Source organism: Winogradskyella aquimaris (assembly GCF_042676105.1).
Taxonomy (GTDB): domain Bacteria; phylum Bacteroidota; class Bacteroidia; order Flavobacteriales; family Flavobacteriaceae; genus Winogradskyella; species Winogradskyella aquimaris.
This window is the reverse complement of record NZ_JBHTJQ010000009.1, coordinates 117,064-143,514: the sequence shown is the minus strand read 5'-3', so window position 1 is coordinate 143,514 and position 26,451 is coordinate 117,064. Positions and strand designations below refer to the sequence as shown.

Here is a 26,451-nt window from a genome sequence, read left to right as displayed (position 1 = left end):
GTACATTTGGAAAAAATAGCTATTTAAAATCCATTTTTTTATGAAAAAGACAATTTTACTGGTTGCGTTTGGACTCTTCATTTTTAACGCTTCTGGTCAAGATTACAGGCAATTGATTATTGAGGGTAATCACACGGTTGATTATATCTCTCAAGTTGCCGAACAACATTTTGATTCTGTTGGCAGGGGCAGAGGTACTGGTTTTAAAATTTTTAAGCGATGGCAATATTTTGCAGAACGTGCCATGGACGAAACAGGTAAATTAAAATCTCCAGAATTTTACTATAACGAATTGGAAAATTTTAATGTTAACTTCATCAGTGAAGGTTTAGCAGCTAGAACGACGGTGGGCACTTGGGAAGAAATGGGACCAACCTATTGGGATGCGACTTCTGGATGGAATCCAGGAGTAGGTAGAATCACGTCTTTAGCCATTGATGATTCTAATTTAAACCATATCATTGCAGGTAGTGAAACTGGTGGGGTATGGAAAAGTCTAGATGGAGGATCAACATGGACAGTATTGTCAGACAATCTTTCAAATATAGATGTATATGCTTTAACCATTGATCCTAGCAATAGTAATACATATTATTGGGGCTCTACAGGTGGTATTATTTTTAAATCTACCAATGGAGGGTCAACCTGGTCGCTTCATGCCAATCTATTAGGAGGGCTGGTAAACAAAATTTTAGTAGACCCTTCAAATCCTCAAAAATTATACGCTAGTGTCCAGGGAAATGGCTTATTTAAATCAACGGACGGTGGTTTAACCTGGAGTTCTATATATGTTGTTTCACCAAATACAGGGTATGATTTTGAGTTTAAACCAAACAACTCCAATGTAGTATATGCCTCAGGAAATGAGTTTTATGTTTCTACCGATGGTGGAAACAGCTTTACGCAAATAACTGGTGCTGGAGCCAATCAGTTTTCTAGTGGCCCTAAAATGATAGGAGTTTCTCCTAATAACCCTAATACGGTTTATGTTGTTGAAGCCAATGGAGGGGTTTTCGGCGGATTTTATGTGTCAAATGATAGCGGTAATACGTTTTTAAAACGTACTCATTCACAAAACTTTTTTGGTTATGATACCAATGGTAACGATGCCTTAGGGCAGGCACCAAGAGATATGGATATTACAGTAAACCCTAACGATATTAATGATGTTCATATTGCGGGTATTAATACTTGGCGTTCTATCAACGGAGGTGTTAGTTTTACTATCACTTCTCAGTGGGTGCCAGGTACAGCCAATGGTTTAGGTATAGGGTATTGTCATGCAGATGTAGACATCATGCAATTCGCTGGTGTAGGTTCGGATGTAAAATTATATGTTGGTACGGATGGCGGAATTTTTAGGGCGGATGACCCTGTAAATGTCAGTTCTTCTTATTACACGGATTTGACACCAGGTATGGGTATAAGACAATTCTACAAAATTGGTGTTAGTCAAACCGATCCGGTAATTGTTACTGGTGGCTCGCAGGACAATGGTACATCTGCACTGAGAGAAGATGGTAATTGGACCGATTGGCTTGGTGCTGACGGAATGGAAGGCTTTGTAGATAAGAATGATGCTTCTATTATGATTGGTACAACACAGTTTGGAAGCTTGTACAGTACCCAATACAATTTCGCTGGTAGTAATGTTTCTAACCTTACCCAACCTGATGGTAAAGGTGGAACTTCAGGCTGGAATTGGGTCGTACCTTTTGAACAAGATCCAATCGTTCAAAATACAGTATATGTTGCGTTTGATGAAGTTTATAAATCACTAGATGCAGGGAATTCGTGGACTTCAATTTCACCAAACTTTGGGAATATTGATCATATGAAGATTGCACCAACCAATAGTCAGATTATTTATGTTGCTATAAATGGAATCTTGAGATATACTTTAGATGGTGGAATTAACTGGTCTATAGCACCACTCGGTTTAACAGGTAATTCAAGAATTAATGAAATAGCCATTCACCCAACGGATCCGTCTAAAATTGCTGTAGCAACAACAGATATCGAAAAAGTTTATGTGAGTTCTGATGCTGGACTTACATGGACGTCTTACCGTCTCAACTTACCTAATTTTGTGGCTCAAGCGCTTGCCTGGCAAGACAATGGTGATGATGGCCTATATGTTGGGATGAATTATGGTGTGTTTTACACAGACAATACAAGAAATAGATGGGTGGCGTTTAGTAATGGATTGCCAAATGTTAGAATTAATGAGTTAGAGATTAATACTGCAGACAATATGTTGTATGCAGCAACTTATGGAAGAGGCTTATGGAGATCCAACGTGTATGATGCTTCATTAAGTGTTAAAGATTTCGAAGTTAGCGATTTGCTTATGTATCCAAACCCAACTAAGGACCAGGTTACCTTAAAGTGGGATAAGCCAGAAGATGTAAGCATAAGGGTGTATGATACTCAAGGGAAAATCGTTTTTTACGGAAAGAAAGTTAATTTAATGAATGAGTTTAGAATCGATTTGTCATCATTTAATCCGGGTATTTACTTTGTAAAGTTGAATAGTGCTAAAGGTGAAATAACTAAAAAGTTAATTATAAAATAAGCATACAGTTTTTCATCAAATGCCCAATTGTAGTATGTTAACAATTTGGCATTTTTTAGTTCTAAAATCTGTACCTTTATCCCTATGGAATTTTCTTCTAAACTTTTGGAAAATGCGGTGAATGAAATGTCGCAGTTGCCTGGCGTTGGTAAACGAACGGCATTGCGTTTGGTGCTACATTTATTAAGGCAGCCTGCACATCAAACCATTCAGTTATCAGAGGCATTATCTAAAGTTCGATCAGAAATAAATTTCTGCAAATCTTGTCACAATATTAGTGATAAAGAACTTTGTGAGATTTGTGAAAATCCAAATCGTAACGAGGAACTGATTTGTGTTGTTGAAGATATTAGGGATGTTATGGCAATAGAAAATACAAGTTCCTTTAGAGGATTGTATCATGTGTTGGGTGGAAAAATATCACCTATGGATGGAATAGGACCACAAGATTTAAACATTGCTTCTTTGGTAGAAAAGGTAAAATCAGGAAAGGTAAAGGAACTCATTTTTGCGATGAGCCCAACGATGGAAGGTGATACCACTAATTTTTATGTGTTTAGACAAATTCAAGATTATAATATTAAAACCTCTACCATTGCAAGAGGTGTTGCTGCTGGTAATGAATTGGAATATACAGACGAGATTACTCTTGGTAGAAGTATTATTGATCGTGTACCTTTTGAAGCTTCTTTAAAATCGTAAATCCAAATTGAAGCTTTCCGTAGTCATACTTAACTATAATGTTCGCTACTTTTTAGAGCTCTGCCTAAGAAGTGTTGAAGTTGCATTAAATAATATAGAATCGGAGATTATAGTCGTTGATAATTGTTCATCAGATGATAGTGTTGCCATGGTAAAACAACTTTTTCCCTCGGTGACACTTATAGAGAATAAAAATAATTATGGCTTTTCTCAAGGTAATAATATTGGTGTTAAACACGCAAAAGGAGAATACTTGTGTATTCTAAATCCAGATACAGTTGTGGCTGAAGATACATTTTCTAAAATCTTAAGTTTTTCTGAAACACAGTCAAACCTAGGAATTGTTGGTTGTCAGCTCATAGATGGAACAGGTAAGTTTCTTCCCGAAAGTAAACGTCATATTCCAACACCAAAAGTGGCACTTCAAAAATTGATAGGAAACTCAAAAAATTATTACAACAATAATTTAAACCCAAATCAAATAGGCAAGACCGATATACTTGTAGGTGCATTTATGGTTTTAAAACGGGCTGTTTATAATGAAGTTAATGGTTTTGATGAAGACTATTTTATGTATGGTGAAGATGTTGATTTATCCTATAAAGTATTAAAAGCAGGTTATAGTAATTATTACTTCGGTGAGACTTCTATCATTCATTTTAAAGGAGAAAGTACCCTAAAGGACAAAATCTACGCAAAACGTTTTTATGGTGCTATGGAAATTTTCTACAAAAAACATTTTAAGAGTAATGCTGTTGTTTCTGCTTTAGTGAAAATCGTACTAAGCCTAGCTTCTAAAAGAAGTCTTGTGGAGGAGTCGGAAGAATTAACCATAAATGAAACTTTGGTAATTTCGCAACCTGTAGATGAGCAACTTAAACATAAGTTAGACGGTACAGTTAGTTTTTCTTCAAGTTTAAAAGAGATACCAAGTCATACACAGATTGTTTTAGATGCGAATTCTTTGGGTTACAAAACCTCAATAGATTATATCAAAAGTTCTAATACTTCAAGACAAAACACTTATCGCATATGGTTAAAAAGTAGTAATTTTATGCTTGGAAGTGATAGTAGCGTTGGCAAAGGTGAAGTAATATCATTCTAATTTTTATTGAACAAAAATCATCAAAACAGACTGTTTTTTGTTAATTTTGCATTCGATTTTAAAATAAAGACCTTCAAATTATAGATATGGCAAAGTTTGAACTTAAGTTACCTAAAATGGGTGAAAGTGTTGCAGAAGCAACCATTACCTCATGGCTTAAAGATGTTGGCGACACTATTGAAGCTGATGAAGCTGTTTTAGAAATAGCAACCGATAAGGTAGATAGTGAAGTACCTAGTGAAGTTGATGGTGTATTGGTCGAAAAACTATTTGATGTGGATGACGTAGTACAGGTTGGCCAAACTATTGCTATTATTGAAACTGAAGGAGGTAGTTCTATTGAGGTAAAAGCACCAGCGGCTGAGACTACACAACAAGAAGTTCCTAAAGCTGCAGCAGAAGTCGCACAAACCGTGGTGGCTGCAAAAGAAACTGCACAGCCAGTAATTTCTTCTGGTGACCGTTTTTATTCTCCTTTAGTTAAAAATATTGCTAAAGAAGAAGGGATTTCTCAAGCAGAGCTAGATGCAATACCAGGAACTGGTAAAGATGGACGTGTAACTAAAAATGATATTAAATCTTATTTACAGTCACGTAGCTCAGCACCTATAGTTGATAAACAACCAAAGGCAACCGAAGAAGTAAAAGCAGAATCCAAGGTTGAGCCGGCTGCTGAACAAAAAACACCACAAACGCCAACTCCTAAGCCAGTAGTATCCTCTGGAGACGATGAGATTATAGAAATGACGAGAATGGGTAAGCTCATCTCTAAACATATGATTGATTCGGTTCAAACTTCGGCGCATGTACAATCATTTATTGAAGCTGATGTTACCGAAATCTGGGACTGGAGAAATAAGCACAAAGCTAATTTTAAAAAGAGAGAGGGTGAAAATCTGACCTTTACACCAATATTCATGGAAGCTGTTGCGAAGGCTTTAAGAGACTTCCCAATGATGAATATTTCGGTTCAAGGCGACAAAATCATCAAAAAGAAGCATATCAATTTAGGAATGGCGGCTGCACTTCCTGATGGTAACCTTATCGTTCCTGTTATAAAGGATGCAGATCAATTAAACCTTTTAGGTATGGCCAAAAAGGTAAATGATCTGGCCAATAGAGCAAGGGAAAATAATTTAAATCCAGACGATATCCAAGGTGGTACGTACACGGTTACTAATGTGGGTACCTTTGGAAGTATTATGGGTACACCTATAATTAATCAACCTCAGGTGGGTATTCTGGCACTTGGAGCCATACGAAAAGTACCAGCAGTGATTGAAACACCTCAAGGGGATTTTATAGGTATCCGTTACAAAATGTTTATGTCACATTCTTATGACCACCGTGTGGTTAATGGCGCGTTGGGTGGCCAGTTTGTTAAGGCTGTTAAAGATTATTTAGAAGCCTGGGATACCAATAGAGAAATATAGAAAAGTCCATGTAATAACAGTAAAAGGCACGGTTTATGAATCGTGCCTTTTGTTTTTTATTTTTCAACAAAACCTTCCCAACGCTGCATGTAATCGATAAATGTTTCACTCAAGCCCTGAGATTTTAAGTAAGCTCTCGAAACGGGATTATTAATCGGTTGAAAATTGAGATTGGCGATTACTTTTTTAGGAAAGTCATGATGAAGAATACCAGACCTACCTATGGTAACAAAATCAACACCAGCATCAATAACTCTTTGCACATCATGTCCAGTTCTTATATTACCGGCGACGGTTAGCTTCACATTCTTGTAGTTAAGTTGAAGTACGTGTTCTAAAAGAGTCATGTCACTTTCAGGATATTCTACAGGTGTTTTAAAACAGTCCCAAAGTGAGAGATCTAAAAAGTCAATTTTTCCATCATCTATGAGTTGTTGGCATAAGACTTTTATTTCAGAAAGTTTCATTCCAAAGCGTTCTGGAGATAACCTGATTCCAACTAAAAAGTTTGGACCACATTTAGCCCTAATGCCATGTAGGATTTCAAAAATAAGACGTGCTCTGTTTTCTAAAGCACCACCATACTCATCTTGTCTTTTGTTTATTTCAGAACTTAGAAATTGTGTCAAGATATAACCATGCGCACCATGTACTTCAACGCCGTCATAACCGCATTTTTGTGCTCTTACGGCAGCTCTTATGAAGTCCTCTTTTAATTTGGTAATTTCAGATAGGTTTAATGCTCTAGCATTATGTTTTTTGCTTTCAGATGGACAGACTGCTTTTTCTTTTATAACCTCAAAGGGAGAGCGCATTCCTGCATGGTGTAGCTGTATTACCGCTAAACTACCATAAGATTTTATTTCTGCTGCTAATCTTTTATGCCCATCCATTAGATCATCTGAAAAGATACCTAGCTGACCAGAAAAGCCTTTCCCAATTTTCTGAACATGAGAGGCACAGGTCATTACGAGTCCAAATCCACCTTTAGCTCTTAAGGTTAACCACCTAAATTCCTCTTCAGATAACTTGCCGTTTTCATGACTTTGTTGGTTTGTTAACGGTGCTAACATAAATCGGTTGGGCATAAGTGCACCAGATGTAAATGTGACGGGTTGATCTGTTATGGTATTCATTAATGTTGTTTAAATTCAAAAACTAAATTCGGTTTTTTTCAAGTCATTATCAAATTAACGGAGAGGATATACTAATAGAAATGCACTACATTTGCAAAAATTAAGGACTAATGCAACTCAATTTAAACAAACCAATCTGTTTTTTTGATTTAGAAACAACAGGGATAAATATCTCAAAAGACAGAATAGTTGAAATCTCAATATTAAAAGTACATCCCAATGGGAAGGAGGAAACCTATACCAAATTGGTTAACCCTACCATTCCCATTCCACCAGAAGTAACAAAGGTCCATGGAATTTCAGATGCTGATGTGGCAGATGCACCAACATTTAAAGAAATATCCAAAGAAGTTCATAATCTGATTAAGGATTCTGATTTAGGTGGGTTTAACTCCAACCGATTTGACATACCGTTATTGGCAGAAGAAATGTTACGTGCTGAGATTGATTTTGATATGAAAAATCGGTTAGCTGTAGACGTACAGACAATTTTCCATAAAATGGAGCAGCGTACCTTAAGTGCAGCCTATAAATTTTATTGCGACAAAAGTTTAGATGATGCGCATAGTGCAGAGGCAGACACGAAAGCCACATATGAGGTGCTAAAAGCACAGTTGGCCAGATATGAAGCACTAGAAAACGACACGAGGTTTCTGGCAGAATTCAGTTCGCGTAAAAAGTTTGCAGATTTCGCAGGATTTTTAATTTTTAATAAAGAGGGCGAAGAATGTTTTTCTTTTGGTAAACATAAAGGGAAACGCGTTGTAGATGTTATGGAGCAAGAACCAGGATATTTTGGTTGGTTGCTAAATGCAGATTTTCCGTTATATACTAAAAAGGTATTAACCGCCATAAAGCTACGTCAGTTTAATAATAAATTGAGCTAATGAAACTTATCTGTATAGGGCGTAATTACACAGAGCACATTAAAGAGTTGGAAAACGAAAAGCCTACAGATCCTGTAGTATTTTTAAAACCAGACACCTCTATTTTACTGAAGAAACAGCCTTTTTTTATTCCAGATTTTACGGATGAAGTCCATCACGAAGTTGAAGTTTTGGTAAAAATTAAAAAGGTCGGGAAGTACATCGATAAAAAATTTGCTCATAAATATTACGATGAAATTGGCTTGGGAATTGACTTTACCGCAAGAGATTTACAAGCGCAGCTAAAAGCTAAAGGGTTGCCATGGGAAAAAGCAAAAGCCTTTGACGGTGCTGCTGTCATTGGAAAGTGGCTTCCAAAATCAAGTTTCAAAAATGTAGATAATATCAATTTTAGTTTAAAGAAAAATAATGAAGTTGTACAATCAGGTAACACAGAGTTAATGCTTTGGAAGATTGATGAGCTTATAGAATATGTGTCAAAATATTTCACTTTAAAAATTGGAGATATTATCTTTACCGGAACACCATCTGGTGTTGGTAAGGTTTTTGCAAACGATGAATTAAAAGGATATATTGAAGACCAAGAACTGTTTTCAATCAAAATAAAATAAATGGCAAAATATTATAAACTAGACCGTGTACGCGAAATGGCTGATAATGATGAAGACTTTGTTATGGCTTTAGCCGCAGCCTTTATTGAAGAGGTTCCAGAAGATGCGGAGCGTTTGAGGAAGGCTGTTCCAGAGGGAGATTTTTATGAAACCTATCAGGCAGCGCACAAAATGAAACCAACTATAGAGCTATTCGATCTTGGGGTTTATGATGAGTTAATTGAAGTTCAGGATTGGGGAAAATTTGAGCAAGCAGACAAAAATATTGATGCTCAGCTTCAAAAAGTACTCACGGCTGTAGAAAACGCAGCGGAGGAGATTAAGGCTGATTTTAATTTATAATCTCTTTATCCCGAGAACGTCCTTGGATATATGCATGGTAACTAGCATATGTGGTAAATCAACAGTTTCAGCTATTTTAAGATCACCAGCTAATGAGCATAAGGCATAAGCTTCGTTTTCACTTAATTTATGCTCTTTCATTAAATACTCTATCATATAAAGTGTTGCTTTTTTTGCTGCCATATCTATAGAAGTACCAAAACCTGTGGTGGCATAGTAGTCCTCAGTCTCGTATTGTGGTTCTTTTATTGATTTATCCTTTATCAACTCAATTTCGTAAACGACCCTTAAAGGAACCTCAATAGCAGTGCCACATACTTCGCCGAGACCTTGTAAAGCATGTCCATCACCTATGGAAAATAAACCTCCCTTAACAAAAACAGGGAAATATATTGTTGTTCCAACTGTCATATTAGGATCATCCATATTTCCACCATTTGCACGCGGTGGAATTGTGCTTAAGAGCTCAGGTGTTGCTGGTGCCACTCCCATTACCCCTGGAAACGGATTAAGTTTTAAATGAATGGAATCATTAAAACGTACTGTTGTTTTATTGTCCTTTAGATCATAAATTCTTAAATATTCTCCTTTTATTGAATCGGCCACAAAACTAAAGCCAGGATAAATCGCATTCCATCCCCAATCTCCCACCTCAATTTCGTGCAACTTAACCTTTAGTACGTCACCAGGTTCTGCACCTTCAACAAATACAGGTCCTGTTAAAGGGTGTATGGGCTCAAAATCTAATGTTCTAAGGTCTTCAAGACCTGAATTTAACTTAAATTGTTCATCACTTGCATCTTCGGTATATGCCTCAATGATAGCACCTGATTTGACCTTGAGAATAGGTGGTATTGTACTACTGAATTTATTATGGGTTTGATCCTTAGTTAATGAATATTGAGGTGTTATTTGTTTAGTTAGTGGTTGGGAATTAGTAACAACAGTATTCTTGTTGTCATTACATTGATACAAATTGAGGCAAAAGGCAACATAAAGAATGGTGATTAGAATATTTTTTGAAGTCATTATTTGTTGGGTTTTTATTAAAGGTTCTTTAAAATTAATGAATTAACTTTTCAATAGCCTTACCTTTGTCGGGTTAATTTAAAAGGAATCAACTATTGACAGCAGAAATTATAACTATTGGTGACGAAATTCTTATCGGTCAAATTGTAGATACCAACTCAGCTTTCTTAGGTAAAGAATTTAATAAAATAGGTATATCGGTCTATCAGATCACATCTGTACAAGATGATAAAGCACATATTCTTAAAGCATTAAAAGAAGCTGAAGAAAATGCCGATATAATCATAATTACCGGTGGCTTAGGACCTACTAAGGACGACATAACAAAATATACGATTTGTGAATATTTTAATGATACCTTGGTTGAAAATAAAGATGTTCTCGTACATGTAGAGCATTTGTTTTCTAAATATATCAGTACACCGATATCGGATTTAAATCGACAGCAAGCTTTAGTACCGTCCAAAGCAAAAGTACTTAAAAATGAATATGGTACGGCTCCAGGAATGTGGTTAGAGAAAAACGGAAAAGTTTTTGTCTCACTTCCAGGTGTGCCTTATGAAATGAAGGCTCTCATAAAAAATGAAGTACTGCCTGCGCTTCGGTCAAAATTTAAATTCCCATATATAAAGCATAAAACCTTATTAACCTATGGTTTGGGTGAAAGTGCCATTGCCAACAGAATTGAGGCATGGGAAGACGCCTTACCTAAATTTATAAAATTGGCGTATTTACCAAACTTGGGTAAAGTGCGTTTGCGTTTGTCAGGAAAAGCTATGGACAAAAATATTGTTGAGGCAGAGTTAGAAAAACAAATACAATTACTGTTGCCTCAAATCGAAGATATTTTTGTTGGCTTTGAAGACGATTTATCATTAGAAGCTATCATTGGAAAGCAATTAACCCATTTAGGGAAAACAATTTCAATTGCTGAAAGTTGTACTGGTGGTCAAATCGCAAATGCAATTACTGCAAATGCCGGAGCTTCAAAATACTTTAAGGGTAGTATCGTAAGCTATGCTACAGAATCCAAAATAAATATTCTTAAGGTTTCAAAGAAGGATATTGAAACTAAATCTGTAGTGAGTAAAGAAGTTGCCGAAGCTATGGCCGTTAATGTGCGTCAATTGTTTAATGCTGATTACGGGATAAGTACCACAGGAAATGCGGGTCCAACAAAAGGAGATTCAGATGCTGAGGTAGGAACGGTCTGGATTGCTATTGCCTCTGAGTTAGGTGTTGTGGCTAATGTTTTTAATTTTGGCAACCATAGAGGAAAAGTCATAATGAAAGCCACAAACAAGGCTTTTGAGATGCTTCAAAAAGAAATTTTGAAAAAGTAGAATATTATATTTGTTGAAACATAAAGTTTTACTAAATTTGCACCCTGTTTGAAAATATCCCTTTATTGGATTAGAAAAAGACAGGAAAAATTAATAGACCTAAAGAAAGAATACAATGTCAAGAGTTTGTGAACTTACTGGGAAAAAAGCAATGGTTGGAAACAATGTTTCCCATGCTATGAATAAAACAAAACGCAAGTTTGATGCAAACTTGATCAAGAAGCGTTTTTATATTCCTGAGGAAGATAAGTGGGTAACATTGAAAGTTTCTACATCTGCTTTAAAAACCATTAATAAAATTGGTATTACTGCAGCATTGAAAGAAGCTAGAGCAAAAGGATTTTATAAATAAGCATACGCTAAAGTCAATTTACAATGGCAAAGAAAGGAAATAGAATACAAGTTATCTTAGAGTGCACAGAGCACAAAGCTTCTGGTATGCCAGGAACTTCAAGATATATTACAACTAAGAATAAGAAGAATACGCCAGAGCGTATGGAGATTAAAAAATTTAATCCTATACTTAAGCGTATGACAGTTCATAAAGAGATAAAATAATAAATCATGGCAAAGAAATCAGTAGCGTCTTTACAGACAGGATCAAAAAGATTGACAAAAGCTATAAAAATGGTGAAATCACCAAAAACTGGTGCATACATGTTTGTGGAATCAGTTATGGCACCAGAATTTGTCGATGACTTTTTAAACAAGAAATAATCTTAAATAGATATAGAGATTTAACAAACTGCTTTCATTTGAAAGCAGTTTTTTTATGGCTATATTTGAGACCATCTGACAACTTAGCAGTACATTAGGAAGGGCAAGGTTGTTGCAGTGAGCAAAGTAAATAAAAAGTACATGAGTTTTTTTAAAAAAATCTTTTCTTCAGAAAAGAAGGAAACCCTGGATAAAGGTTTAGAAAAATCCAAAACTTCCTTTTTTAGTAAGTTAAATAAAGCGGTTGCCGGTAAGTCTAAAGTTGATGATGATGTACTAGATAACCTAGAAGAAGTTTTGGTAACGAGTGATGTAGGTGTCAACACCACATTAAAGGTCATAGAGCGAATTGAAGAGCGTGTCGCTAGAGACAAATATCTAGGAACTTCAGAACTTAATCAGATATTACGAGAAGAAATTGCTGGTTTGTTGTCGGAAACGAATTCTGGTGAAGAAACTGATTATACCATACCTAATCTGCCAGAACAAGATAATGGTAAAAAAACACCGTATGTATTAATGGTCGTTGGTGTTAACGGTGTGGGAAAAACCACAACTATTGGTAAGTTGGCTTATCAATTTAAGAAGAAAGGTTTAAAAGTAGTATTAGGTGCAGCAGATACGTTCAGGGCTGCAGCAATAGATCAATTACAGGTTTGGGCAGATAGAGTAGATGTTCCAATGATAAGACAAGAAATGGGGAGCGATCCTGCATCTGTAGCTTTTGATGCCTTACAATCGGGAGTTAATCAAGATGCAGATGTTATTATTATCGATACTGCAGGACGTTTACATAATAAAGTGAACTTAATGAATGAGCTTTCTAAAGTAAAGCGCGTTATGCAAAAAGTGGTTGGAGATGCTCCACATGATGTCCTTTTGGTTTTAGACGGCTCTACAGGACAAAACGCATTTGAACAGGCCAAACAATTTACTGCTGCAACCGAAGTAACGTCTTTGGCGGTAACTAAATTAGATGGTACGGCAAAAGGCGGTGTAGTTATTGGTATTAGCGATCAGTTTAAAATTCCTGTAAAGTATATTGGTGTTGGTGAGGGTATTGAAGATCTGCAGGTATTTAATAAGTATGAGTTTGTAGATTCGTTTTTTAAATAATAATAGAGTTTGTCATGCTGAACTTGTTTCAGTATTTCTTTTTTTTTAAATGTATAGACCTCACAAGTATCAAAAACTTATGAGGTTTTTTTTATTCATGGTTTTCGTATTTTTATAAAAAAAAAACTAACCATGCGCTACATTCTTTTTTTATTAATTTTCCTTTTTGTTTTTTCGTGTAAAGACAATAAATCTCGTGAAGCGCGAGAGCCAATTTCAGAATCAGAAACTGTTGAAACTACAGCGGAAGAGCAATCGGAGTTAGATGCAATTTCAACCAAGGATTTTACAGAGTTTAAGGTTCTAGATTCTAAAATCCTAATGAAGGCAGATATTTGGGCTGAGATTAATCCACAAATGGAAGATTTTAAAGAGTCTGACTATAATCGTTTAAAGCCATTAATTTTAGAGCAGGATATTCCGACACTTCAGAAGCATATTTCTGATGGTAATTTTACTTACGAAGCCTTAACAAAATTCTACTTGTATCGCATTAGAAAGTTTGATAGAGAAAATTCGTTGTCACTAAATTCAGTAATTTCAATTAATCCAGAAGTTTTAAATGAAGCAAAAGCCAAAGATGAGGCTTTGAAAATTTACGGTAACACACAAAACTTAGTCTATTCAGTATTTGGCATGCCAATTCTTCTCAAAGACAACGTCAATGCATCTGGTATGGCTACAACTGCTGGTGCTGTGGCATTGAAAGAAAATGTTACCGAGGATGCCTTCATTGTTCAAAAATTAAAATCTAAAGGTGCTTTAATCTTAGGGAAAGCCAATTTGAGTGAGTGGGCGTATTTCTTTTGTGGTGAGTGCCCGAGTGGCTATTCGGCTATTGGTGGTCAGACCTTAAATCCCTACGGACGAAGAATCATCGATACGGGCGGCTCGAGTTCCGGTAGCGGAGTAGCGGCTTCTGCTAATTTTGCTGCTGCTACAATTGGTAGCGAAACCGCTGGTTCTATTTTATCACCTGCGAGTCAGAATTCAGTTGTTGGGTTAAAACCTACTGTCGGTTTGGTGAGTCGTAGTGGAATTGTACCTATTTCTTCAACTTTAGATACTGCGGGTCCAATCACCAGAACGGTAATGGATAATGCTATAGTTTTAGATGCTATTTTTGGTGAAGATCAATCCGATTCTAAATCTTTTATGATTATGTGGGAATCTGGGTTTTATACAAAAGATTTAAAAAATGCGAGTCTTCAGGGTAAGCGTTTTGGTGCACCAAAACGTATGATGGAGGATACTTTGTTTGTAAAAGCTTTAGATGTTCTAAAACAACAAGGAGCAGAAATTATTGAGATAGAAGAGCAACAAATTGGTTTACCGAATTTTATAAGTCTACTTAATCTAGATATGAAAAAAGATTTACCTGCCTATATGGATGCCTATGCTAACGATAATATTTCAATAAGAACAATTGAGGATGTTATGGAATATAACTTAAAGGATTCCCTAATCAATATGCCTTATGGACAAGATTTGTTTAAAGGTATTGTTGGTGATAACGGAGATGCTGATTACTTGGAACGCATTAAAGATACCCTGAACACAAACGGGAAGTCCTACTTTGATGTACCTATGCAGCAATTCAATTTGGATGGCTTTTTGTCAATTAACAACAACCATGCAGCATATGCAGCAGTGGCAGAATATCCTGCAATTACAGTACCAATGGGTTATACGGATAAGGGTGTACCAAAAGGTCTAACATTTATTGGAAAACGTCTCCAGGAAAAACAATTATTAGAGTGGGCTTATGTGTATGAGCAAGCTTCTAAAGAACGGGTAGCACCAGAGAACTATAATTAATTTATTAGGTCATTAATTTTTTCCCATAAGTCATTGTCAAAATTTGAAAGTGCAAAATTTTCATCATCTGCTGTTTCACCCATTCTAACAATAACAAGTTTAAGACTCGGAACAACATATATTTTTTGGTCATTCTTACCTAAAGCTGCGAACATATCATCTGGTGCATTAGGTATAAGTTCACCCGGAAATTGAATTTGGGTTTGTGGTAATCTAAAAGAAGACTTTCCATTTAACCACCACATATATCCATAAGACTGATTGAGATTTTGAGAGGTGTTTAGGGCATCATTAAGATAGTTTTCAGATATAATTTGCTGACCCTGCCAGTTGCCATTAGCCAATGTTAATAAGCCAAACCGCGCCATACTTCTTGTGTTGCTCCAATACACGCTTAAATCGCCTAATCCTATCCAACTGCCATTCATACCTATTGGGTTCTTGAGTTTTGATATAAAGTAATTTTCCCAACTTTGGTTTGTGGCTTGGGCAACAACATCTTGCATTTTGACATAAACGTTGTGATAAGCCCAACGTGTTCCAGCATCTGCAATATATTGAAGGTTTGTAGGCGAAACATCATCACCTAAAGTATCGTCTAAACCAGAAGACATGGATAATAAATGCTTACAGGTAATGAGGTTTTCTTTGTCGAGGTCGGCACTTGTCCAGCCAGTACCTAAATAATCGGATACTTTATTTTCTATATTCAAGTAACCTTCATCTTGTGCGATGCCCGACAAAGCCGTTGTTAGTGTTTTACCTGCACTTGCCCAATACCAAACAGCATTGCTGTCATGTCCGTTCATATAATGTTCAACCACTATTTTTCCGTTATGAAGGATCATAAAACTCTTAGTGTTTTTTTCTTCTAAAAAGTCTAATAAGGGTTGTAATTGTGTTTCATTCCAATTTAACGTTTCAATAGATTTGGTTTCCCATATATCAGAATTTAAGGGAGGATAATAAATGTTTTCGTCTTGAGGATTCGGATTATTAGGGGCATCGTTATCCTTAGAGCAAGAGAAAACCAGCAATGCACTTAATACTATCAGTGCCATATTTGGTAATTTCATGGTTAAGTTTTTATATATGACTTACTAAATATACAAAAGGTTTAATTTCCGTTGTATCTTTGCCCACTGATTTAAATAGATTTCCATTTTGGTGGAAGATGCTTATGAGAACTAAAACACTAAAAAGAAATAGAATTAATGTTGTAACGCTTGGTTGCAGTAAAAATGTGTACGATAGTGAAGTGTTGATGGGACAACTTAAAGCTAGTGGTAAGGACGTTGTACATGAAGAGGAAGGGAATGTTGTAGTAATAAACACCTGCGGATTTATTAACAATGCCAAGGAAGAAAGCGTCAATACTATTTTACACTACATGCAGAAGAAAGAGGATGGTGAAGTAGACAAGGTGTTTGTAACAGGTTGTTTGAGTGAGCGCTACAAGCCAGATTTACAAAAGGAAATACCTAATGTAGATCAATATTTTGGTACGACAGAATTGCCAAGTCTCTTAAAAGCTTTAGGTGCCGATTATAAACATGAACTGATAGGCGAACGCTTGACAACCACTCCTAAAAATTACGCCTATTTAAAGATAGCTGAAGGTTGTGATAGGCCTTGTAGCTTTTGCGCTATTCCCTTGATGCGCGGTAAACACAGGAGTACGCCAATTGAAGATTTGGTGGTTGAAGCTGAAAATTTAGCAGCCAACGGTGTTAAGGAATTAATTCTAATTGCACAAGATCTAACCTATTATGGATTAGATTTATATAAAAAACGAAACCTTGCAGAACTGCTTGAAAATTTAGTAAAGGTTGAAGGTATCGAATGGATTCGTTTACACTATGCATTTCCTACAGGTTTCCCTATGGATGTTTTGGATGTGATGAAACGAGAACCTAAAATTTGCAATTATTTAGACATTCCATTACAGCACATTTCAGATTCTATTTTGAAGAGTATGCGTCGTGGTACCACTAAAGAGAAAACAACAAAGTTGCTAAAAGAATTTAGAGCTAAGGTTTCAGAAATGGCTATAAGAACTACATTGATTGTTGGCTATCCTGGTGAAACTGAAGATGATTTTGAAACCCTAAAACAATGGGTTAAAGCTATGCGCTTTGAGCGTCTGGGCTGTTTCACTTATTCCCATGAAGAAAATACACATGCTTACAACCTTGAGGATGATGTACCAGAAGAGGTAAAACTCCAACGCGCTAATGAGATTATGGAAATCCAGTCCCAAATTTCTTGGGAACTGAACCAAGCCAAAATAGGACAGGAGTTTAAAGTGGTTATCGATAGGAAAGAGGGTAATTACTTTGTGGGACGTACTGAGTTTGATTCGCCAGATGTTGATAATGAGGTATTGATTGATGCTTCAAAATATTATTTAAAAACAGGAGAGTTTGCTAATGTAATTATCACTGAGGCAGAAGATTTTGATTTATATGCACAGGTCAAACTATCTTGATTAAAGCCTACTTGCTACACATGCTGATCTACCAATATAGCATTTCCATCTGGGTCTAAAACGACAAAACTTGCTGGTCCTGATTCTGGAGCATCAATTTCACTTGCAAAGGTTACACCTTTCGATTTTAAATGCTTTTGAATGGCTCTTACATCATCAAAGTTATCTAGAGTCTTAGCATCTTGATCCCAACCGGGATTAAAGGTTAGGATGTTATTTTCAAACATACCTTGAAACAATCCAATTAATGTGGATTCGTTTTTCATGATGAGGTAGTTTTTGTCTAAATCTCCAGCAAAGACTTTAAAACCTAAGGTTTCGTAAAATGTTTTTGAAGCTGTAAGGTCTTTTACAGCTAGACTTACCGAAAATGCTCCTAGTTTCATATTCAAATATTTTAATCCAAGTTTTCATGATTGGGATTCAATAACACAGGCTTACCAAATCCTAATTCCACTAGTTGATCTAATTGCGTTTCTGCATCTCCAACAATCAGATAAATCATTTGATTAGGTTTTATATAGTTTTCAATTAAAGCTTTAACATCTTCAATCGTCAAATTTTTAACTACAGCTTCTCTTTGTTTGGCATAATCGTCAGCTAAACCATAATTACTGATATTGCTTAGCATATTTAATTTAGCTCCTAAGGTCTCAAATGCTCTTGCGGTACTTTTAATAGTATAGCCTTTAGTAACCTCTAAATCTTCTTCACTATAATTTCTACCATAATTTTCGAGAATTTGTTTTATTAAGTTAGAAGCTTCAAAAGTCACGTTCGTCCTAATGCCACTGCTAATGGAGAATTCTCCAAGATGTTGCGATCCAGAAAATCGCGATCGAATACCATAAGTATAGCCTTTTCCTTCCCGTAATTCTTGAGTTAACTGAGAGGCAAAACCACCACCACCCAGGCGATAATTCATGACTGTGGCAGGATAATAATCGTTATCCGTTGCTTTCAACGCAGGGTAACCAAAGCGAATGACTGATTGCTTCGCACCTGGAACATCGTAAAAGTATACTGTTGATTTTTCAGGATACAACGGCAATGGTAATTCAGGAATATTTACATCTACAGACTGCCATTGTTCATTGAGTTGGTCCAAGGCCTGTACAACATTTTTTTCGGTTATGTCGCCAACAACATGAAAGTTGGTAAGCTGAGCTGATAGATTATTCTTATAGTAATCCTTTAAATCTATTAACTCAATATGCTTCACAGATTTCTCGGTACCTCTGTTATTGTAGGCAAGAATATTGTTTTCACCATATAGTAATTTTGAAAATTCGTTTGAAGCAATGCTGTTTGGGTTAGCTTTACTGCGCTGAATACCACTTATGGTACTTTGCTTTAAGAGTTCAAATTCTGATTCGTCCCAACGTGGTTCTAAAAGAATTTCAGTCACCAGATCCATAGTTTTATCGAAGTGTTTAGATAGTGTGGTACCCGAAATAGTAATGTTGTCTTCTGATGCATAGGCATTGATACTTGCACCAATACTTTCAATAGCATTCTCTAATTCTTCAGGTGTTTTAGTTTTTGTACCCTTAGTCATAAGTTCTGCTAAAAGGTTTGAAACCCCAACTTTGTCTTTGTTTTCTAATAATAAACCACCAGAAATTTGTATCTCAAATTGCACCAATGGCACTTCATTGTTTTCTATACCGTAAACTTTGATTCCGGAGTCCAGTTGTTTTTTCCATACCTTAGGAATATTCAGTTCAGGACTTTCACCATATGGAGGTTCAATACTTCTATCAAAACTGCTCGGTGTTTTTTCATAAGTGGCGGCAACACTCGGATCGAATGTTTCTTCTGCTCCTTCAACAATTTTTTCTTCTTCAATATCAGCTAATATTGAATTGTCTAAAATCAAATTCTTTTGTCCCTGAGGTACAAAGCTGGTTGCAACAAAATTTTTATCCTTGATGTAAGTGTTATACACCCGCATTACATCATCTGGTGTTACAGCTAGAATATTTTTTACATCTTGATTGATAAAACCTGGATCACCTGCAAATATTTCGTATTGTGCCAATTGGAATCCTTTACCTAGAACACTGGATAAGCCTTGGTAAAAATCGGTTTCCTGTTTGGCTTTAATACGATTAAGATCCTTTTCTGTGATACCATTTTGTTCAAAATCCTTCAGACCGTTTTCAATAGACGAAGCCACAGTGTTTAAGTTAGTTTGATCAAATGCGGTAACAGTAAGCATTAATTGACCGGCTAATTCGGAGTTGTATTGATAAAAAGAGACATTATCGCTAAGCTTTTCGTCATCAATAAGTACTTTGTTTAAGGGAGCTTTTTTGCCATTTGCTAGATACTCTGTAAGTACACTCAAGGCATAGGAGTCTTCATGATATTGTGGTACACCTGGCCAAGCCATCGTCAATCGTGGTGCTCTTGCAAAGTTGTCCTCGTAGAACAAACGTTTTGTTGATTTTAAGGTGACAGGTTGTTTTTCTAGATTAGGGATGTCTTCACCTTTTGGAATTTCGTCAAAGTACTTTTTTACCCAGGCTTTGGTTTGTTCTACATCAATATCACCAGCAATGGTTAAAGTAACATTATTAGGAACATACCAACGATTAAAAAACTCTTTGACGTCATCTAAAGTAGCGTTTTGTAGGTCTTCAAGTGAGCCAATAACTTCCCAACTGTACGGATGGCCTTCAGGATATAAATTGCTGTTGATTACAGCAAAATTATGACCGTAAGGTTGATTATCTACACGTTGGCGTTTTTCATTTTTAACCACTTGTTTTTCTTTTGCCAAAACCGGTTCGGTTACTGTATTGATAAAGAACCCCAGTTTATCGGCTTCTGCCCAAATCATTTTTTCTAAGGCATCTTTGGGTACGGTTTGAAAGTAATTCGTTCTGTCTCTACTCGTAGACCCATTAGCACCAGAACCACCGATACGCGCACTCATTTGATCGAGTCCACCTTTGCCTAAATTTTCGGATTCTAAAAATAACAAATGTTCAAATAGATGAGCAAAACCGGTACGGCCTTCCTTTTCTCTTGCAGAACCTACATGGGCTGTTAATGCTACTGCAGCAACAGGATCCGATCGGTCGACGTGAAGTATGACTTGTAAGCCATTATCTAAAGTAAATTTTTCAAAATCAACTTTAAACTCTTGTGTGGTTTCTTTGGTCTCATTTTCTTCACATGCTGTAAATGAGATTAAAACAAAGAGACTTAGAACTAATTCTTTAATGGATTTCATATTTTATTTTGATTGGTGATATTATAATTCGTATGCATTATTATTTACGAAGAAAACGGAGTTTACTAAGAATAATTTTCCGTTTTCCCAAAAACTTCTAAATAAGGTGTTGTCTACAAAATAGATAAAACTCCCACTGCCTTTGCGCTCTTCACCAAAAACCAAGGTATTTTCTAAATTGGGTAAAGCATTTTTACCAGCAAAACCAGAATATACTTTAGTGTCGGCTAAATGTCCAACGTTGTAGCCACTATCCAATAAATCATAAGCAGAACTGCCCAGTTTTAGGGTAAAATAGTCTTTATTGTAACCAAAAGCCATAGGGTGTGTGTTGTCTATTTTAGTTTTAAATATTGCCCCAGTAATAAGGCTGTTGGTGTATTCGCGTTCGCGCTCAGCATAAGGTGTTAAGTTATCACTGGAATTGCTATTATCTGAAGATTTATACTTTAAACTAAACCCATCTTTACCAGCAAAACTTCTTAGCGCTCCATCAATGGCAATAACTTTACCGCCAGCTTGTACCCAATCCTTAATTTTTTTCATTGTGTCATCATTAAGTACGCTGCCATAATAGCCATTTGGAATGATAAGAACATGGTATTTGCTAAGGTTGGTTCTGCTTAAATCATCTGTATTAATTGAGGTGAGTGGATAGTGTAGTTGTTTCTCAAAGAAATGCCAAATTTCACCATAACTTAAAGAAGATGTACCTTCTCCAGACAATACCGCTACTTTTTGTTTGTTGATTAATTTAATATCAGGTGAGCCAATATCTGGTGTCGTTTGGGAGAACCCTGAGTTAATCTTTGATAAATTTTGTTTATGCTTCTGTTTGAGTTGATTCAAGGTACCAATGAAATCAGTAAGATGTTTATTATCGCCTTTGGTTATAATCAAAGAGCCTCGATCAAATTGTTCTCCATTAGACTGAAACGGTTTTTCAGTAAATCTTACCTTGACGTCATGCTTTAGTAAATCTGCTAAAAACTGTGCATCTTTTAGGGAGTTCCATTTGCTTACATAACCATAAGCTTCTGAAAGCACAGTAGGCATTTTACCTTCGTAAGATTTCGTGCTACTGACTTTAGATGAACTAGCAACAGCATCTAAACCGTAGGCGTAAGGTAAAGACCAAGCAGTAATATCGTAAGTTAGTGAGTCGTTTAATTTGGCGTTAGGTTCAAACAAAACTTTAACCATTTTGCCTTTTGGTTGATTGGTGTGAATTACGATTGAATTGGTATCAACTGACATACTTCCTTGTTTTCCTGAAGCATAATCATAGCCAGAAACTTTTCCTGAGTTGGCATTTTCAAATTTAATACCGTGTTTGCTCAATAATTCTTTAAGACTATTTAATTTATCTTGATTACCCTTTACAACATAGCTCTTATATTTTAGGTTGCCATTATCAAAGAATTTAGCAAATTCAGTATTGAGCTGTTTCGCATTTCGCGAAGCTATTTCAACCGTAGAAAGTCCAGTAGCCGTATGGTGTGTCAATCGTTCTACCAAGGTGAGTACGTGGCCTTCATCATTTAAAATTCCCAAACCTGACATGCCATGACCGCCTTGTTCGTACGTCATACCAATAGCTCCCATGTATGTAGGGTAGGTGTCACCATAACTTGGATAAAATAAATCAAAACGTTCTCTAGTAAAGAACAACCAGCCTTCAGCATCAAAATACTTAGCGTGATTTATTCCTATTTGTGTCTGAAAATCGCGTTGCCAATCACTTATGATTTCATGAAACGGTTCTGCGGCAGGAGCAAAATAATACGGTTCGTTTGGTCCTTGTTCATGAAAATCGACATGAATATGTGGCATCCATTTATTGTATACTTTCAAGCGTTGTTGTGTTTCAACTTGTGTAGCCCAAGCCCAGTCTCTATTTAAATCAAACAAGTAATGATTTGGTCTACCACCTGGCCAGGGCTCATGGTGTTCACTCGCTTGTTGATCAATGTCATAGGGTTGACTAGCGGTCTCATTGTACCAATTAATGTAGCGGTCACGACCATCAGGGTTGATGCAAGGATCGATTATAACCACTGTATTTTCTAACAAATCCTTGCGTTCTGTAAGGAGTTTGTATAAGGTGAGCATTGCAGCTTCAGAACTAGAAGCCTCATTGCCATGAACATTATAACTCAACCAAACAATAGCTACATCAGTATTTGAGGGACTTCCTTCTAAAAGGCCAGTGTTTTTCAAATTGTTTTCTCTTATGGTTTCGAGATTCTTAATATTGTCTTCGGAAGAGACGAAGGCCAAATAAAGTCCTCTTCGTTCATTAGTGGTGCCATATTGTTCTAGCTTTACCTGATCGGGAACTGCATTGGCAATGGTTTTAAAATAATCAACCACCTGATGATGGCGACTGAACTGGGTGCCAATGTCGTACCCTAAAAAAGCACTTGGCGATTGAAGGTCTTGACTTTCAACGGTGAATAAAGAACAGAAGACAAATAAAATGGTGCAAAATAAATATCGCATGGGTTTGGTTGGTTTTGTTTTACAATCTAGTAAATATAAAGACTGAATTTTATATTTTGGCGAATGATATTTTGAATTAACTAAAAATTAGGAATTAGAATTTACACTTACCTTATATTTATACCTTGATAACGTATTAATATGCCAACTGACTGTATTCCCTATAGAGCTACTAACTATTTTTCTGATTTTATTTGCGATTATCTAGACCAAAATCCTGAGTTAAAAGCGCTTTATAATCGTTTTCCAACATTAGAAAATTTTAAGGCTCAGATTGAAGAAAAATCAAAAAGTGGTCACCTTGAGCACAGTCGAAAGGTACTTTTTGAGACATTGACAAACCAATATACCAATTATAAAACTTCAGAAATAACCTTAAATAACATTGAGAGTTTAAAATCTGAAAACACGTTTACCATTACTACAGGTCACCAATTAAACTTGTTTACAGGACCTTTATATTTCTTATATAAAATCATTTCAACCATTAATTTAACGGAGCAGTTAAAATCTGAGTATCCTGATTACAATTTTGTGCCGGTGTATTGGATGGCTTCAGAAGACCATGATTTTGATGAGATTAATTATTTCAATTTTAAAGGGAAAAAAATTCAATGGAATTCGAGTCAAACCGGTGCCGTTGGTCATTTTAACACAGATGGATTAGAAGATGTATACGAAGTGGTTGCTGCAGAATTTGGTTCTGGAAAATTTGCAGAACAGTTAAAGGAATGGTTTAAAAAAGCTTATCTCAATCATACAAATTTAGCGGATGCTACACGATACTTCGCAAATGAATTATTTGGGGAATTTGGACTGGTCATTATTGATGCAGACCATAGCGCATTGAAGCGTTTGTTTATTCCTCAGATGCAAAAGGAGCTCGTTGAACAAACCGCTTTTAAAACTGTATCGGAAACCAATAAGACCTTGGAAGATTTAGGATTGAAAATTCAAGTGAATCCTAGGGAAATCAACCTCTTTTATATTCATAAAGGTTTGCGAGGGCGCATCGTATTTGAAAATGACAGTTATAAAGTTTTAGATACCGAGATAACTTGGAATAAAGACGAACTTTCAACTCATTTACATGAGCATCCAGAACGTTTTTCTCCTAACGTAATTATAAGACCGTTATATCAAGAGGTTGTTTTACCAAACCTATGTTATATTGGCGGAGGTGGAGAGATGATTTACTGGTTACAGTTAAAATCCAATTTTCAGGCTCAAGGTGTGACGTTTCCTATGCTATTGCTTAGGAACTCTGCTTTAGTAAAAACTAAAAAACAAGCAGAGAAGCTAGATAAACTTAATATTTCTAACTCAGATTTATTTTTGAATCGAAATACGTTTATCAATAAAAAAGTACGACAGATTTCTAATATTGATATTGATTTTTCAGATCAAATAGCCTTTTTAACACAGCAATTTCAAGCTTTATATCAATTAGCCGAGCAAACAGACAAATCGTTCCTAGGTGCCGTTAAAGCGCAGGAAGTGAAACAAATTAAGGGTTTGAAGCATTTAGAAAAGCGATTGCTTAAAGCCCAAAAGCGAAAGCTAAAAGATCAGATAGAACGTTGTACGGAATTACAAGAGCAATTATTTCCTGGACAAAGTCTACAAGAACGTAATACTAATTTCTCTGAACTCTATTTGGATTTTGGTGATGATTTGATCCCTGAATTGAAGAAATTACTTCAACCGTTAAAAAAGGAGTTCATGGTAATCACCATGTAATGGAACATACGGTTAATGGTTAATAATTTTTGCAAAAATCTTAAAAACCTAAATCCTAATGTGAGCGCATTTATTATTTTTGCACATGCAACACAACAAAGTCCTTATTTTAGATTTCGGATCGCAGTACACGCAGCTGATTGCTAGACGTGTCAGAGAGTTAAACATCTATTGCGAAATACATCCATTCAACAAAATTCCAGCAGACTCAGACAGTTTTAAAGCTGTTATCTTATCAGGTAGTCCAAATTCGGTAAGAGGTGAAGATGTGCTTCATCTAGACTTATCAAATATTAGAGGGAAAAAACCTATGTTAGCTGTGTGCTATGGCGCCCAATATTTAGCACATTTTTCGGGTGGCCAAGTAGCCGAATCAAGTACAAGAGAGTATGGCAGAGCTCACCTTGGTTTTATAAAAGCTAATGAAGACTTCTTTGAAAATATTCATAAGGGTAGTCAGGTTTGGATGAGTCACAGTGATACCATTAAGAAATTACCGCAAGGTGGAGTTTTGTTAGCAAGTACAGAAGATGTTGAAAATGCTGCGTATAAAATTGAAGGTGAAGATACATATGCCATTCAATTTCATCCAGAGGTTTATCACACTACGGACGGTCACCAATTGCTCCAAAACTTTTTGGTAAAGATTGCTAAAGTCAATCAGGACTGGACACCAAATGCTTTTGTAGAAGAAACTGTAGAAGAGCTTAAGGAAAAGCTTGGTAACGATAAAGTGGTACTTGGTTTGTCAGGTGGTGTGGATTCATCAGTAGCTGCAATGTTGCTGCACAAAGCCATTGGCAAAAACCTCTATTGCATCTTCGTAAATAACGGTTTGCTTCGTAAAAATGAGTTCGAAGATGTGCTACATCAATACGAAGGTATGGGATTAAACGTTAAAGGAGTAGATGCTTCGGCACGCTTTTTGGATGCCTTAGCTGGTAAAGGCGATCCAGAGGAAAAACGAAAAACCATTGGTCGTGTGTTCATTGAGGTTTTTGACGATGAAGCACATCGCATAAAGGATGTAAAATGGTTAGCACAAGGGACTATTTATCCGGATGTTATTGAGAGTGTATCAGCGACTGGAGGTCCAAGTGCAACTATAAAAAGCCATCATAATGTAGGTGGTTTGCCTGACTTTATGAAATTAAAGGTTGTAGAGCCACTGAAAACCTTATTTAAAGATGAGGTAAGACGTGTTGGTGCTTCTATGAATATGGATTCACAATTGTTAGGTCGTCATCCATTTCCAGGGCCAGGATTGGCAATTAGGATTCTTGGAGATCTAACTCGTGAGAAAGTTCGTATATTACAAGAGGTCGATGCTATTTTTATAAATAATCTGCGTTCTTGGAATTTATATGATAAGGTATGGCAGGCAGGTGCCATGCTTTTACCGGTTAATAGTGTTGGGGTTATGGGAGATGAACGCACCTATGAAAAGTGCGTGGCGCTGAGAGCTGTAGAAAGTACCGATGGGATGACAGCAGATTGGGTAAATTTACCTTATGAGTTTTTACAGAGGACCTCAAATGAGATTATAAATAAAGTAAAAGGTGTTAACAGAGTTGTTTATGATATCAGTTCTAAGCCACCTGCAACGATAGAATGGGAATAAAATAGTGACGTAAAAGTTGATTTTGTTTCCAAATTAGGGATAAGC

Annotated in this window: 22 protein-coding genes; 16 read left to right on the top strand and 6 right to left on the bottom strand. The window is 36.2% G+C overall.

Annotated elements, in window-relative coordinates; translation table 11 throughout:
* Nucleotides 1-40: 40 nt before the first annotated feature.
* From ACFQ1K_RS07515 to ACFQ1K_RS07500, 4 genes are all read left to right on the top strand, one after another.
* The gene (locus tag ACFQ1K_RS07515; RefSeq protein ID WP_320555603.1) at nucleotides 41-2,575 is read left to right on the top strand and encodes a T9SS type A sorting domain-containing protein; all 2,535 of its coding nucleotides are present in this window, start codon (nucleotides 41-43) and stop codon (nucleotides 2,573-2,575) included.
* Nucleotides 2,576-2,659: 84 nt separating this feature from the next.
* Entirely contained in the window at nucleotides 2,660-3,277 is a 618-nt protein-coding gene (gene recR / locus ACFQ1K_RS07510; RefSeq protein WP_320555602.1) for a recombination mediator RecR, read from the top strand.
* 7 nt (nucleotides 3,278-3,284) lie between these two features.
* Nucleotides 3,285-4,382: a glycosyltransferase family 2 protein gene (locus tag ACFQ1K_RS07505; protein WP_320555601.1), complete on the top strand. Its 1,098-nt coding sequence runs from the start codon at nucleotides 3,285-3,287 to the stop codon at nucleotides 4,380-4,382.
* Between the two features lie 86 nt (nucleotides 4,383-4,468).
* On the top strand, nucleotides 4,469-5,815 hold the full coding sequence (locus ACFQ1K_RS07500; RefSeq protein ID WP_320555600.1) for a dihydrolipoamide acetyltransferase family protein: 1,347 nt from the start codon (nucleotides 4,469-4,471) through the stop codon (nucleotides 5,813-5,815).
* Between the two features lie 56 nt (nucleotides 5,816-5,871).
* Here ACFQ1K_RS07500 and ACFQ1K_RS07495 read toward each other — a convergent pair whose 3' ends face one another.
* On the bottom strand, nucleotides 5,872-6,951 hold the full coding sequence (locus ACFQ1K_RS07495; protein WP_320555599.1) for an NADH:flavin oxidoreductase: 1,080 nt from the start codon (nucleotides 6,949-6,951) through the stop codon (nucleotides 5,872-5,874).
* Between the two features lie 110 nt (nucleotides 6,952-7,061).
* Here ACFQ1K_RS07495 and ACFQ1K_RS07490 point away from each other — a divergent pair, with 110 nt between their 5' ends.
* The 3 genes from ACFQ1K_RS07490 to ACFQ1K_RS07480 are packed head-to-tail and all read left to right on the top strand — an operon-like array spanning nucleotide 7,062 to nucleotide 8,791.
* Nucleotides 7,062-7,838 carry a 3'-5' exonuclease gene (locus ACFQ1K_RS07490; RefSeq protein ID WP_320555598.1) on the top strand — a complete coding sequence of 259 codons (777 nt, stop codon included), beginning with the start codon at nucleotides 7,062-7,064 and terminating at the stop codon, nucleotides 7,836-7,838.
* Nucleotides 7,838-8,449, top strand: a complete 612-nt coding sequence (locus ACFQ1K_RS07485) for a fumarylacetoacetate hydrolase family protein (protein WP_320555597.1) — start codon at nucleotides 7,838-7,840, stop codon at nucleotides 8,447-8,449. The genes ACFQ1K_RS07490 and ACFQ1K_RS07485 overlap by 1 nt, the downstream gene beginning before the upstream one ends.
* Nucleotides 8,450-8,791, top strand: a complete 342-nt coding sequence (locus ACFQ1K_RS07480) for an Hpt domain-containing protein (protein ID WP_320555596.1) — start codon at nucleotides 8,450-8,452, stop codon at nucleotides 8,789-8,791. It begins immediately after the preceding gene.
* Here the strand turns inward: ACFQ1K_RS07480 and ACFQ1K_RS07475 are convergent.
* Complete coding sequence (locus ACFQ1K_RS07475) at nucleotides 8,786-9,820, bottom strand: acetamidase/formamidase family protein (protein ID WP_320555595.1); 1,035 nt, start codon at nucleotides 9,818-9,820, stop codon at nucleotides 8,786-8,788. The genes ACFQ1K_RS07480 and ACFQ1K_RS07475 overlap by 6 nt on opposite strands.
* Nucleotides 9,821-9,915: 95 nt before the next feature.
* Here ACFQ1K_RS07475 and ACFQ1K_RS07470 point away from each other — a divergent pair, with 95 nt between their 5' ends.
* From ACFQ1K_RS07470 to ACFQ1K_RS07445, 6 genes are all read left to right on the top strand, one after another.
* Complete coding sequence (locus ACFQ1K_RS07470) at nucleotides 9,916-11,163, top strand: competence/damage-inducible protein A (protein WP_320555594.1); 1,248 nt, start codon at nucleotides 9,916-9,918, stop codon at nucleotides 11,161-11,163.
* 115 nt (nucleotides 11,164-11,278) lie between these two features.
* Complete coding sequence (gene rpmB, locus ACFQ1K_RS07465; RefSeq protein ID WP_320555593.1) at nucleotides 11,279-11,515, top strand: 50S ribosomal protein L28; 237 nt, start codon at nucleotides 11,279-11,281, stop codon at nucleotides 11,513-11,515.
* A 23-nt stretch (nucleotides 11,516-11,538) separates the two neighbouring features.
* Nucleotides 11,539-11,721: a 50S ribosomal protein L33 gene (rpmG, locus tag ACFQ1K_RS07460; protein ID WP_320555592.1), complete on the top strand. Its 183-nt coding sequence runs from the start codon at nucleotides 11,539-11,541 to the stop codon at nucleotides 11,719-11,721.
* A 6-nt stretch (nucleotides 11,722-11,727) separates the two neighbouring features.
* Nucleotides 11,728-11,880, top strand: a complete 153-nt coding sequence (locus tag ACFQ1K_RS07455; protein WP_115817435.1) for a DUF4295 domain-containing protein — start codon at nucleotides 11,728-11,730, stop codon at nucleotides 11,878-11,880.
* A 141-nt stretch (nucleotides 11,881-12,021) separates the two neighbouring features.
* The gene (ftsY, locus tag ACFQ1K_RS07450) at nucleotides 12,022-12,996 is read left to right on the top strand and encodes a signal recognition particle-docking protein FtsY (protein WP_320555591.1); all 975 of its coding nucleotides are present in this window, start codon (nucleotides 12,022-12,024) and stop codon (nucleotides 12,994-12,996) included.
* A gap of 132 nt (nucleotides 12,997-13,128) precedes the next feature.
* The gene (locus ACFQ1K_RS07445; RefSeq protein WP_320555590.1) at nucleotides 13,129-14,814 is read left to right on the top strand and encodes an amidase family protein; all 1,686 of its coding nucleotides are present in this window, start codon (nucleotides 13,129-13,131) and stop codon (nucleotides 14,812-14,814) included.
* On the opposite strand, the gene ACFQ1K_RS07440 is transcribed toward ACFQ1K_RS07445, so the two are convergent.
* Complete coding sequence (locus tag ACFQ1K_RS07440; protein ID WP_320555589.1) at nucleotides 14,811-15,890, bottom strand: serine hydrolase domain-containing protein; 1,080 nt, start codon at nucleotides 15,888-15,890, stop codon at nucleotides 14,811-14,813. The genes ACFQ1K_RS07445 and ACFQ1K_RS07440 overlap by 4 nt on opposite strands.
* Before the next feature lie 104 nt (nucleotides 15,891-15,994).
* On the opposite strand from ACFQ1K_RS07440, the gene rimO reads away from it, so the two are divergent.
* Nucleotides 15,995-17,302, top strand: a complete 1,308-nt coding sequence (rimO, locus tag ACFQ1K_RS07435; protein WP_320555588.1) for a 30S ribosomal protein S12 methylthiotransferase RimO — start codon at nucleotides 15,995-15,997, stop codon at nucleotides 17,300-17,302.
* 14 nt (nucleotides 17,303-17,316) lie between these two features.
* On the opposite strand, the gene ACFQ1K_RS07430 is transcribed toward rimO, so the two are convergent.
* Genes ACFQ1K_RS07430 through ACFQ1K_RS07420 form a run of 3 tightly spaced genes read right to left on the bottom strand, consistent with a single transcriptional unit; the run spans nucleotide 17,317 to nucleotide 23,045 of the window.
* Nucleotides 17,317-17,688: a VOC family protein gene (locus ACFQ1K_RS07430; protein WP_320555587.1), complete on the bottom strand. Its 372-nt coding sequence runs from the start codon at nucleotides 17,686-17,688 to the stop codon at nucleotides 17,317-17,319.
* Between the two features lie 11 nt (nucleotides 17,689-17,699).
* On the bottom strand, nucleotides 17,700-20,543 hold the full coding sequence (locus ACFQ1K_RS07425) for a M16 family metallopeptidase (RefSeq protein WP_320555586.1): 2,844 nt from the start codon (nucleotides 20,541-20,543) through the stop codon (nucleotides 17,700-17,702).
* A gap of 21 nt (nucleotides 20,544-20,564) precedes the next feature.
* Nucleotides 20,565-23,045, bottom strand: coding sequence for a M14 family metallopeptidase (locus ACFQ1K_RS07420; RefSeq protein ID WP_320555585.1), 2,481 nt, complete (start codon nucleotides 23,043-23,045; stop codon nucleotides 20,565-20,567).
* Nucleotides 23,046-23,186: 141 nt separating this feature from the next.
* Between ACFQ1K_RS07420 and bshC the strand changes: the two genes are divergently transcribed.
* Together bshC and guaA are read left to right on the top strand one after the other, a co-directional pair.
* Nucleotides 23,187-24,785 carry a bacillithiol biosynthesis cysteine-adding enzyme BshC gene (bshC, locus tag ACFQ1K_RS07415; protein WP_320555584.1) on the top strand — a complete coding sequence of 533 codons (1,599 nt, stop codon included), beginning with the start codon at nucleotides 23,187-23,189 and terminating at the stop codon, nucleotides 24,783-24,785.
* 85 nt (nucleotides 24,786-24,870) lie between these two features.
* Nucleotides 24,871-26,406: a glutamine-hydrolyzing GMP synthase gene (gene guaA, locus ACFQ1K_RS07410; RefSeq protein ID WP_320555583.1), complete on the top strand. Its 1,536-nt coding sequence runs from the start codon at nucleotides 24,871-24,873 to the stop codon at nucleotides 26,404-26,406.
* Nucleotides 26,407-26,451 lie beyond the last annotated feature (45 nt).